The organism is Burkholderia sp. Ap-955 (genome assembly GCF_011753045.1).
In the GTDB taxonomy this organism is placed as follows: domain Bacteria; phylum Pseudomonadota; class Gammaproteobacteria; order Burkholderiales; family Burkholderiaceae; genus Burkholderia; species Burkholderia lata_D.
In genome coordinates, this window is sequence record NZ_VWWH01000144.1 from 1 (window position 1) to 11,376 (window position 11,376).

9 protein-coding genes are annotated in these 11,376 nt (G+C 68.6%); 6 read left to right on the forward strand and 3 right to left on the reverse strand.

What is annotated here, in order from left to right:
* Positions 1–1,390, forward strand: a 1,390-nt coding sequence (locus tag F3J15_RS35540; RefSeq protein ID WP_166897192.1) for an alginate export family protein, incomplete at its 5' end; no start/stop codon positions are given.
* Between the two features lie 127 nt (positions 1,391–1,517).
* Here the strand turns inward: F3J15_RS35540 and F3J15_RS35545 are convergent.
* Positions 1,518–1,799 carry a XapX domain-containing protein gene (locus F3J15_RS35545; RefSeq protein WP_166897194.1) on the reverse strand — a complete coding sequence of 94 codons (282 nt, stop codon included), beginning with the start codon at positions 1,797–1,799 and terminating at the stop codon, positions 1,518–1,520.
* Between the two features lie 307 nt (positions 1,800–2,106).
* Here F3J15_RS35545 and F3J15_RS35550 point away from each other — a divergent pair, with 307 nt between their 5' ends.
* From F3J15_RS35550 to F3J15_RS35560, 3 genes are all read left to right on the forward strand, one after another.
* On the forward strand, positions 2,107–2,793 hold the full coding sequence (locus F3J15_RS35550; protein ID WP_069250230.1) for a hydrolase: 687 nt from the start codon (positions 2,107–2,109) through the stop codon (positions 2,791–2,793).
* A 166-nt stretch (positions 2,794–2,959) separates the two neighbouring features.
* On the forward strand, positions 2,960–3,127 hold the full coding sequence (locus F3J15_RS35555) for a DUF1427 family protein (protein ID WP_039362659.1): 168 nt from the start codon (positions 2,960–2,962) through the stop codon (positions 3,125–3,127).
* 19 nt (positions 3,128–3,146) lie between these two features.
* On the forward strand, positions 3,147–5,036 hold the full coding sequence (locus F3J15_RS35560; RefSeq protein ID WP_166897196.1) for an amidohydrolase: 1,890 nt from the start codon (positions 3,147–3,149) through the stop codon (positions 5,034–5,036).
* Positions 5,037–5,086: 50 nt separating this feature from the next.
* Here the strand turns inward: F3J15_RS35560 and F3J15_RS35565 are convergent, their stop codons facing one another.
* Positions 5,087–5,992 carry a LysR family transcriptional regulator gene (locus F3J15_RS35565; RefSeq protein ID WP_069250232.1) on the reverse strand — a complete coding sequence of 302 codons (906 nt, stop codon included), beginning with the start codon at positions 5,990–5,992 and terminating at the stop codon, positions 5,087–5,089.
* Positions 5,993–6,279: 287 nt separating this feature from the next.
* Entirely contained in the window at positions 6,280–7,200 is a 921-nt protein-coding gene (locus F3J15_RS35570) for an AraC family transcriptional regulator (RefSeq protein WP_166897199.1), read from the reverse strand.
* A 398-nt stretch (positions 7,201–7,598) separates the two neighbouring features.
* Between F3J15_RS35570 and F3J15_RS35575 the strand changes: the two genes are divergently transcribed.
* Both F3J15_RS35575 and F3J15_RS35580 read left to right on the forward strand, forming a co-directional pair.
* Positions 7,599–10,622: a winged helix-turn-helix domain-containing protein gene (locus tag F3J15_RS35575; RefSeq protein ID WP_166897202.1), complete on the forward strand. Its 3,024-nt coding sequence runs from the start codon at positions 7,599–7,601 to the stop codon at positions 10,620–10,622.
* 144 nt (positions 10,623–10,766) lie between these two features.
* Positions 10,767–11,376: amidohydrolase family protein (locus tag F3J15_RS35580; protein WP_345891973.1), on the forward strand; the 610-nt coding region annotated here is incomplete at its 3' end.

Genomic DNA, 11,376 nt, shown 5'->3' on the forward strand with positions numbered 1-11,376 from the left:
GGCCGGTGCCGATGCGCCGGCCGCCGCCGCTCAGCCGCAGGCGCCGGCGGCCGCGAGCGCCGCCGTGTCGTGCACCGCGAAGCGTCCGACCGTGCTGTTCAATCGCTGGCAGGAGGACTGGTCGGTGCTCGCGAACCCGTGCGTGCCGCGCAAGCCGTTCGACGCACTGAAATACGTGCCGCTCGGCGACGACCCGTCGACCTACCTGTCGCTCGGCGCGAACCTGCGCGAGCGTTTCGAGCTGAACAACGCGCCGCTGTTCGGCCTCGGCTCCGCGCACGACGACAACTACGTGATCCAGCGCACGAACGTGCACGCGGACCTGCGCTATCGCGGCCATCTGCAGGCGTTCGTGCAGTTCGTCGATGCGCGGCCGTTCGGCAAGAATACGGTCGGCCCGGTCGACAAGGACCAGCTCGACATCGAGCAGGCGTTCGTCGCGTATGTCGACCAGATCGGCCCCGGCACGTTGAAGACGCGGGTCGGCCGGCAGGAGATGGCGTTCGACTTGCAACGCTTCGTGTCGGTGCGCGACGGCCCGAACGTGCGGCAGGCGTTCGACGCGCTATGGGCCGATTACGAAATCGGCAAGTGGCGGCTGATCGGCTACGTGACGCGCCCGGTGCAGTATCGCGACGCCGCCGCGTTCGACGACGTGTCGAACCGGCACCTGCGATTCGACGGCGTGCGCGTCGAGCGCAACGGCACGGGGCCGGGCGACCTGTCCGCGTACTGGTCGCGCTACACGCGCGACAACGCGCGCTTTCCGGATGCGTCGGGCACCGAGCGGCGCGACGTATTCGACATGCGCTATGCGGGCAAGGCCGACGGGCTCGACTGGGACGTCGAGGCGATGCTGCAGACGGGCCATGTCGGGCAGGACACGGTGGGCGCGTGGGCGTTCGGTGCGCTGGGCGGCTATACGTTCGCGAAGACGGCCGGCACGCCGCGCATCGGGATCCAGATCGACGGCGCGTCGGGCGATGCTCACCCGGGCGACCGGCGCGTGGGCACGTTCAACCCGATGTTTCCGAACGGCTATTACTTCACGCTCGCCGGTTATACCGGATACAGCAACCTGATCCACGTGAAGCCTTCGCTGACGTTCAAGCCGGCGAGCACGGTGACGGTGCTGACCGCGCTCGGTTTCCAGTGGCGGCAGACGACGGCCGATGCGATCTACGGGCAGGGCATGTCGGCGGTGCCGGGCACGGCGGGCAAGGGCGGCGCGTGGACCGGCATGTACGCGCAGGCTCGCGTGGACTGGCTCGTCAACGCGAACACGGCTCTGGCAGTCGAGGCGGTGCACTTTCAGCTCGCCGATTCGATTCGCGCGCTGGGCGCGCGTAATGCCGACTATGTCGGCGTGGAAGCGAAGTTCGGCTGGTGACGCGGCGCGCGCCGCCGCTTCCGTCAGGGCGGCGCGCATGTGACAGAACGACGCCCGCTGCGATCGAACGACGCGACGTCGCGCAAGCTTCGCGACCGTCCTGCGCGCATTCGCTCGAACCTTCTGATTACGTCGGTGTCGATTCGCGGCCCTTCGCGGCAGCGTCGGTTGCATGGGCGCCTGGCAGCGCACCGAACATGTGCTGGCTGCACTTCGCGTCGCGCCATGCGGTTCCCAGTCGGATTCCGCTGACCATCCGTCGCGCCAGCGGAAGAATCTGCTCGCCGGCCAGAATGCCGAGCAGGCCCACCAGGGCGACGGCGGGCGGCGCCGGCGATTGCACGCCGATCAGCGCATAAACGATGCCGGCGAGGATGCCGGCGAACAGCGAAGCAGAGTACGGTTTCATAGGTTTGAAATGGCGTGACGGCAGTAAAAAATATGGACAACTACCAATATGGCGTCGATCCAAAATCCCTGGATCAGCCTATCAGTTCTGCATGCTCGTTGTGAGTCCATTCAATGAAATTCAGATCTTTTCAGTCTGGATTTATAAAGGCCGCGAGAATCAGAACAATTAATTGGTGCGGTCGCAAATAAGCCTGTTGAATGACGCAGGCCGGCTGCCGAGTCTTCCGACCCAGCGCATTCGACGCGTCGCGGATTCGTCGGCCCGGCGAGCCTCATTTCTCTCTGCGTCAAAGGACATCACCGCCATGAGCAACCCGAAGCTTGAAGTACTTACCCCGCACAACAGCCAACTGATCTTCATCGATCAGCAGCCGCAAATGGCGTTCGGCGTGCAGTCGATCGATCGCCAGACGCTGAAGAACAACGTCGTCGGGCTCGCGAAGGCCGCGAAGGTCTTCAACATCCCGACCACGATCACGACGGTCGAAAGCGACAGCTTCTCCGGTCACACGTATCCGGAGCTGCTCGACGTGTTCCCGAATCAGAAGACGCTGGAACGCACGTCGATGAATTCGTGGGACGACCAGAAGGTGCGCGACGCACTGGCCGCAAACGGCCGCAAGAAGGTGATCGTGTCGGGTCTGTGGACCGAAGTCTGCAACACGACGTTCGCGCTGTGCGCGATGCTCGAAGGCGACTACGAAATCTACATGGTCGCCGACGCGTCAGGCGGCACCACGCAGGCCGCGCACGACTTCGCGATGCAGCGCATGGTGCAGGCGGGCGTCGTGCCGGTCACGTGGCAGCAGGTGCTGCTCGAGTGGCAGCGCGACTGGGCGCACCGCGAGACGTACGACGCCGTGATGGCGATCGCGAAGGAGCATTCGGGCGCGTACGGGATGGGCGTCGACTACGCGTACACGATGGTCCACAAGGCCGCGCCGCGCACCGCGACGCCGCACGAGTCGATCCCGGCCGTTCCGGCGAAGTAAGCGCAGAGGGCTTGCGATCGCTGATGCCGGTGCGGCGGGTTCGATACGAACGCGCCGCATTGGCGCCATTGCGCGGGCGGCGGATGTGACCGAAACACGAATGCTGCCCGCAGCAGGCTGATCGGAACACGGCCCCTGCATTCGAATTTTCCGGGAGATTTATCGCATGGAACCGTATCTGGTTTCCCTTGGTGCGGGCCTGCTGATCGGTGTGATTTACAGCGCCATCAAGGTTCGCTCTCCCGCACCGCCGCTGATTGCGCTGGTCGGATTGCTCGGCATGCTGATTGGCGTGCAAGCGTTGCCCACCGTGAAACAGCTGCTTGGCTTCTGATCAACAAGAGGTGATGCATATGACCGCAACCGTGACCCCACCGGATCTGATCCTGCATAACGGCAGATTCACGACGCTCGACCGCGCGAACCCCGTCGCGACGGCGGTCGCGATTGCCGCCGGCCGCTTCGTCGCCGTCGGCGGCGACGCGGACGTGATGCCGCTCGCGGGCCGCGCGACGAAGGTGGTCGATCTCGGCGGCCGTGGCGTACTGCCGGGTCTGATCGACAACCACTGCCACGTGATTCGCGGCGGACTGAACTACAACATGGAGCTGCGTTGGGACGGCGTGCCGTCGCTCACGGTCGCGATGGAAATGCTGAAGCGCCAGGTGGCCGTGACGCCCGCGCCGCAGTGGGTGCGCGTGGTCGGCGGCTTCACCGAGCATCAATTCGTGGAGAAACGGCTCCCGACGATCGACGAGCTCAATGCCGCCGCGCCGGACACCCCGGTTTTCATCCTGCACCTGTACGATCGCGCGTTGCTGAACGCGGCCGCGCTACGTGTCGTCGGCTACACGAAGGACACGCCGGAGCCGCCGGGTGGGACCATCGTTCGCGATGCCGCCGGCAACCCGACCGGCCTGCTGCTTGCGAACCCGAACGCGACGATCCTCTACGCGACGCTCGCGAGGGGCCCGAAGCTGCCGTTCGAGTATCAATACAATTCGACGCGCCATTTCATGCGCGAGCTGAACCGGCTCGGCGTGACGGGCGTGATCGACGCGGGCGGCGGCTCGCAGAATTACCCGGACGACTATGAGGTGATCCGCAAGCTGCACGACGCGGGCGAGATGACGATCCGGATCGCGTACAACCTGTTCACGCAGAAGCCGAACGCGGAGAAGGAAGACTTCGTGAACTGGACGAAGAGCGTCAAGTACCACGACGGCACCGACTACTTCCGCAATAACGGCGCGGGCGAGATGCTGGCGTTTTCCGCGGCCGACTTCGAAGACTTCCGGGTGGCACGCCCGGACCTGCCGGCGCAGATGGAGGACGATCTCGAAGGCGTGGTGCGCGTGCTCGCGGAAAACCGCTGGCCGTGGCGCATGCATGCGACCTATGACGAGACCATCAGCCGCGCGCTCGACGTGTTCGAAAAAGTGAACGAGGACATCCCGCTCGAAGGGCTGAACTGGTTCTTCGATCATGCGGAAACCATCACCGAGAAATCGATGGACCGGATCGCCGCGCTCGGCGGCGGCATCGCGGTGCAGCACCGGATGGCGTACCAGGGCGAATACTTCGTCGAGCGCTACGGCGCGCAAGCCGCGGAGGCTACGCCACCGGTGGCGAAGATGCTCGGCAAGGGGCTCAAGGTCTCGGCCGGCACCGACGCGACCCGCGTCGCATCGTACAACCCGTGGGTGTCGCTTGCATGGCTCGTCAGCGGCAAGACGGTCGGCGGCCTGCGGATGTACCCGCAGCGCAACCTGCTCGATCGGGAGACGGCGCTGCGCATGTGGACCGAGTACGTGACGTGGTTCTCGAACGAAGAGGGCAAGAAAGGGCGCATCGCGGTGGGGCAGCTTGCCGACCTGGTGGTCCCGGATCGCGATTTCTTCGCGTGTGCCGAGGACGACATCGCCGGCACGACTGCGTTGCTGACGGTCGTGGACGGAAAGATCGTGTGGGGCGCGGGGCCGTTCCAGTCGTACGACGCGCCGATCCCTCCCGCGATGCCCGACTGGTCGCCCGTGCGCGAGTTCGGCGGCTATGGCGGCTGGGGTGCGACGCAGCGCGCCGGCGCGCCGCTGCAACGGGCGGCCGCCGCTGCGATGTGCGGTTGCGCGAACGCATGCAACGTTCACCAGCATGCACACGCGAGCGCATGGGCAAGTGCGCTACCGACGTCCGACGCCAAGGGCTTCTGGGGCGCGTTCGGGTGCTCCTGCTGGGCGGTCTGACAGGGCGACGCGTACCCGTTACGACTCCCCCGCGCGCGCCGTCGCTTCCGTCAGGGCTGCGCGCGCGCGAGCGATTCGACGAAATCGATGAACGCGGTCACGCGTTTCGAGCCGCGCTGGTTCGGCAGGTACAGGGCGGTGATCACCGCGCGCGCCGAGCCGGGCGTCACGTCGTACCGTTCGAACAACCGGTGCAGGCGGCCCGCGTCGATGTCCGCGCCGACCATCCAGTCGGGGAGCAGCGCGATGCCGGCGCCGTCGAGCGCGGCTTCGCGCAGCACCTCGCTGTGATTCGATTTCAGCCGGCCGGCGACGATCACGCGCGTCGTGCCCTGTGCATCGGCGAACGTCCACGCCTGCTGGTCGGCGCCGAAGTGAAAGCGCAGGCACGCGTGATCGACCAGCTCGCCCGGCGTCGCGGGCGTGCCGTGCGTGTCGAGGTAAGCGGGGCTCGCGACCACGTAGCGGCGGAACGTCCCGAGCGGTCGCGCGACGACGTCCGCGCTCGGGGCGGCGTCACCGAGCCGGATCGCGACGTCGATCCGCGCGGTCACCAGATCGACGCGCTCGTCGGTCAGCTGCAGGTCGACGTCGAGCTTCGGATGGCGCGCGACGAACGCGGCGACGTGCGGCGCGATCCGGCGCAGCCCATAGGCGACCGGCACCGACACGCGCAGCGGCCCCGACGGCGCGTCGCCGCGATCGGCGACGAGCGCGTCGGCATCCGCGAGTTCCTCCAGCACGCGTTTCGCCCGCGCATAGTAGACGGCGCCCGCATCGGACAGCGTGACCTGCCGCGTCGTGCGGTTCAGCAGCACGGTGCCGAGCGATGCCTCGAGCGCGTCCACCGCGCGCACGACCGACGAGGCGGCGAGGTCGAGACGCCGGCCGGCGCTCGAGAAGCCGCCGGCTTCCGCTACTTCCACGAACGCGCGCAGCGCGGAGAATTTGTCCATCGGAATGCCCTCGTGCGTGTCGCAACGTCGCGTTGCATGCGGTTCGCATTCTAGCGCCGGGCGGCGCGGCGGCCCGGGCTGGGCGTCGCCGTTTCAGGACGATTCAGGACAGGGCACGGAAGGTCGGCGGTGCAGGGGCGCGGACGGCCGCGCGGCATCTCGTGCTGCCGTGCGTGGCGTCCCGTTCGAGGCCACGCGCGTGCGCCGCCTGCCACGCGGAAGACATGAACCTCAATTGAACAATCGGCCGGGCTGTCGGTGCGCACAGGTGCGACCGCGCAGATGCTTCAGCGCGAGCGTGCGCGCCGCCACGCGCCGGGCGGATGGCCGACGATCCGCGCGAAGACGCGGTTCAGGTGGCTCTGGTCCGCAAAGCCGCACGCGATCGCGATGTCGGCTAGCGTCATGTCGGACGTTTCGATCAGTTCGCGGGCACGTGTCACGCGCTGTTCGAGCAGCCACTGGTGCGGCGTGCGGCCGGTGGTGCGCGAGAACGCGCGGATGAAGTAGCCGCGCGACAGGTCGCATTCGTTCGCCACTTCCTCGATCGATACGCCGAGATCCGCCTTTTCCAGCAACAGCTCCTGCGCGAGCGCCAGTTTCGCCGGCGACAGGCTGCCCTTGAGGTCGAGTTCGCGCGTGCGCGCGTTGCCGTAACGGCGCACGAGGTGCGTGCCGATCGCGAGCCCCACCTGTTCGATGAACAGCGCGTTCAGCGGGCCGGGCGCGTCGAGGCTGTCGGCCACCGCGTGCGCGAGATGGCCGAGCACCGGATCGCGCACGTCGGGGCGGCACGTGAGGCCGCCGATCGCCTGCCCGCCGTGCTCCGGGCCGACGCGCTCGAGATACGCATGCGGCAGCTCGACCAGCACGAAGTCGAAGTTGCCGTACAGGTCCGCGTGGAAGTGGCGCGAGAAATCGCGAATATAGATCGAGTGATGCTGGAACCGGCGCTCGCTCGCGCCGGCGCGCCCGTACAGCGTGCGGCGATGGCCGGCCGCCAGCGACACGCCGACCAGGAAGCCGCGCTCGCACGCGGGCATGTCGATGTGTTCCACGTGCGCTTCGCGCATGCATTTGCGGTGAAGCCGCAGGCCGCCGGTGGCGGTCTCGATATCCTTCGCCAACAGGCTCGATACGCAACCGAGCGTATCTTTCGGCGGCGGCGGGGGCGATACCGCCGGCGCCGCGGTAACAAGGTCTGACATGGAATATCCCGGCAACGGACTCGGCGCGCGAAATGGCGAGTTCAGTTTATCTACGCACGTCAACGTTCAAAATGAATTTGCACAAACGTCCGCTCGCGATCCTGACGAATGGCTTTCAATGGCGGCGCGCGGGCGCCGCATGGCCCGGCACGACGGGCGTGCGAGCGGTTCGGCAGAGTATAGCGCCCTACTTTTACATGCAAGCGAATGCGCCGATCGCGTGATCAGGCCGGCGCCCACAGTGCATTTTCCTTCAAGATTTTCTTCGCGCCCCCGTCTACACTCAGGCCGGAATTCAATATTGTCCGGCCGGCGCCACCGTGCGCCGGGGCCGGACATCCTGCCGGGTGGACTGCCGCGTTCACCGGGCGGTCATCCTGAGGGACCCGGAGGCGGCCATGATCCAGATCGGAACGTTGTCGGTGGATTTCGAGCAGCGCGACATTCGCCGTCAGGGCGCGTCGCTGCGCATCGGTGCGCGCGCGCTCGACATTCTCGAAGTCCTGCACCGCGCGAGCGGGGCGGTCGTGTCGAAAGACGACATCATGGATGCGGTCTGGCCGGGGCTGATCGTCGAGGAAAACCGCCTTCAGGTGCATGTGGCGACGCTGCGCAAGGCGCTCGGCGCGAGCCGCGATCTGATCAAGACGGTGCCCGGGCGCGGCTACCTGCTGGTCGCGTGCGCGTCGCCCGGCCCGGAACGCATGCCCGCGGCCCACGCTCCGGCTGCCGTACCGACCGATGCCCACACGTCGTCGCTGCCCGCGCCGCTCGCCGGACGCGACGCCGAAATCGCGCCGCTCGTCGGGCGCGACGCCGAAATCGCGCAGATCGTCGAGATGCTCGAACGCACGCCGGTCGTCACGCTCGTCGGCGCGGGCGGGATCGGCAAGACGAGCCTCGCCGTACGCGTGGCCCACGCGGTGCGCAGCCGCTCGCGCGAGCGCGTGCTGTTCGTGGAGCTGGCGCGCGCGGGGACGCGCGACGACATGCTGATCGCCCTCGCGGCCGAGTTCGGCCTGGACACGCAGCGCGCGCCCGCCGTCGAGGAGATCGGCGCCGCGTTCGCGGCGTCGCGCTGCCTGCTCGTGCTCGACAACGCCGAACACATCGTCGATCTCGTCGCGAGCCTCGTCGAAACGCTGACGTCGTGCGCCGGCTCGCTGCGCGTCCTCGTGACGAGCCGCGAGCCGCTGCATATCTCGGCCGAAGCGGTGCTGCGCTTGAGCCCGCTCGCGGTGCCCGACGACGACGCGCGCACCGACGAAATCGTTCGTTGCTCCGCGGTCGAGCTGTTCCTGGAACGGGTTCGCACGGCCGCGCCGGATTGTCCGGTCGACGAAGCCGGCATGCGGCTGATCGCCGATATCTGCCGGCGGCTCGACGGGCTGCCGCTCGCGATCGAACTGGCCGCGGCACGCGTCGCGACGCTCGGGCTCGCGGTCGTCGCGTCGCGGCTGGACGACCGGCTGAACCTGCTGACCGGTGGGCTGCGCTCGGCGCTGCCGCGTCATCAGACGCTGCGGGCGACGTTCGACTGGAGCTACGTGCTGCTCGACCCGGCCGCGCGTGCGCTGTTCCGCCGGATGGGATGCTTCATCGGGCCGTTCACGTTCGATGCCGCGCGCGCGGTCGCCACCGAGCCCGGCACATCGGCCGCGGACATGATCGCGGTGCTCGGTGAGCTGGTCGCGAAGTCGCTGGTGACCGTCGAGTTCCACGGCGCATCTGCGCGATACCGGCTGACCGAATCGACGCGCGCGTATGCGCTGGAAAAACTCCACAACGAGGGCGAGTTCGAGCGCATCGCGGCGCGTCACGCACGATACGAGCGCGAGCAAGGGCAGGGACACGAGCACGAACACGCGGCGGCGAGCGTGAACGCCGCTCGGCCCGACGGTGCGCCGTCCGATGGACTGACCGAAGCGCTGACCGAAGCACCGACCGAAGCGCTGACCAAAGCGCTCACCGAAGCACCGACCAACGCACCGACCGAAGCACGCGTCATCGCCGTCGACGAAACGCCGGCGCCGGACGCGGGCGTGCCCGAAGCGGACCGCCTGGCGCGCGCGCTGCTGGAGCCGGCACGGATGCACGAATGCGCGGCGCGGGCGCGCCAGGTGCTCGACGCATTCGACACGGCCGCGGCCGACCCGGTCGATGCCGCACGTGAGATGCGGTTGCGCGCAGCCTGCGCGTCGGCGCTGCTGCATACGGACGGCGACGCCGTGGCCGCGGCCGCGATGTGGGACCGCACGCTCGGTCTTGCCGCGCATGTCGGCGATGATACGTTCGACGCGCGCGCGCTGGTCGGGCTGTGGCATACGATGCTGACGCTGTCGGACATTCACGAATCGCTGCGCTACGCGACACGCTTCGAGCGCGCGGCCGAGCGGCGCGGCGACCGCTCGCAGCGGATCCTGGCCAACGCGATGGTCGCAACGTCGTTGCACTACTTCGGCGAGCACGCGCAGGCGCGCGAGCGGCTCGAAGCGGCGACGGCCGAACTCGGCTTGGTGGGCGAGCCGCCGTGCGCGCAGGCAGCGCTCGGCGTCGACATGACGACGCTCGCGCGCACGATGCTCACGCGGCTCGTGTGGATGCAGGGCGACCCCGACCATGCGATGCGCATCGCCGCGCAAGCGGTCGAGTGCGCGCGCCGCGGCCCGTCCGCGCTCGCGCTTTGCGTGGTGCTGGGTGCGGCCGCCGTGCCGATCGCACTGCGCTACGGCGACCACGACATCACGTCCGACTATCTCGCGACGCTGCGCGCGACCGCGAGCGCGCACGGCTTCGACATCTGGCGCAATCACGCGGAATGCCTGACCGGCCAGTTCGACATCCAGGCCGGTCATCCCGGCGCGGGCCTCGCGCGGCTTGAACCCGCGCTGCGGCGTGTCGAGGCGAGCGGCTTCCGGCGGCTGCTCGCCCCGTTGAACGTCGCGTATGCGGAGGGCCTCGTGCGCGTCGGCCGCGCAAGCGAGGCGCGCATGCGGCTCGATGCGACGCTCGCGCGCTGCCGTGCGCACGGCGAGCATCTGTTCGTGCCGGAACTGCTGCGCGTGACGGGCGTCGCGATGCTCGAACAGGCACGCTCCGCGGCCCCCGATGTCGCGCTCGCGTACGAGGCCGATGGGCATCGTCATCTGCAGATGGCGATCCAGACCGCGAACGGGCAGGGCGCCGCGATGTGGGCGCTGCGCGGCGCGCTGGATCTCGCCGATCACCTGATCGAGCGCGGGCGCACCGCGCACGCGTCGACGCTGGTCGCCGGCGTCGCGCGGCACTTCGATCCGCATTCGCGCGCGCATGATGTGCGGCGCTTGCTGCGCGTGCAGAATTTCGTCCGCCAGGACGCGCCGCCGCCGTCCCGCACGCGTGCGCGCCACGATGCCGCCGACGCGGCGCAGCAGGCCGCATAGTGATGCGCGAGTTCCAGGCAGCCGCGCGACTGCGCGATCGCGGCATGCGTGCCGATGCGTGCGACGCAGCCGTGTTCCGTCGTTCGACGATGCGACGCACGCGCGGCGTGGCTCGGCGTGCGCGTGCGCACGGGAGGCCCGACGGTGCTTAGAGCGACGGAACCCGCACGCGCGGCGGACCTCGTCGTCTTCAACGGCAAGATTGCGACCCAGGACGAGCAGCGCTCGTTCGTCAGCGCACTTGCGGTGAAGGACGGGCGCATCGTCGCGACCGGCGACGATCGCGACGTGCTGCGTCATGCACACGGTGACACGACCTGCATCGACCTGAACGGCCGCACGGTGATCCCCGGCCTCGTCGACGCGCACCTGCAGGCCATCCGCGGCGGCACGAACTTCAACCTCGAACTGCGCTGGGACGGTGTGCCGTCGCTCGCCGCCGCGCTCGACCTGTTGCATCGACAGGCCGCGCGCACGCCCGCACCGCACTGGGTGCGCGTGGGCGGCGGCTGGACCGCGCTGCAGTTCGCGGAAAAGCGCGGCCCGACGGTGGCCGAGCTGAATGAGATCGCGCCCGATACGCCGGTGTTCGTCCGGCATCTCGGCGACAGCGCGTGGCTGAATGCGGCCGCGCTGCGCGCGATCGGCTACGGGCGCGACACGCCCGATCCGCCGGGCGGCGAATTGCGGCGCGACCGCCATGGGCGGCCGACCGGGCTGCTGCTCGCGCGCCCGGATCCGGCCGTGCTGGCCG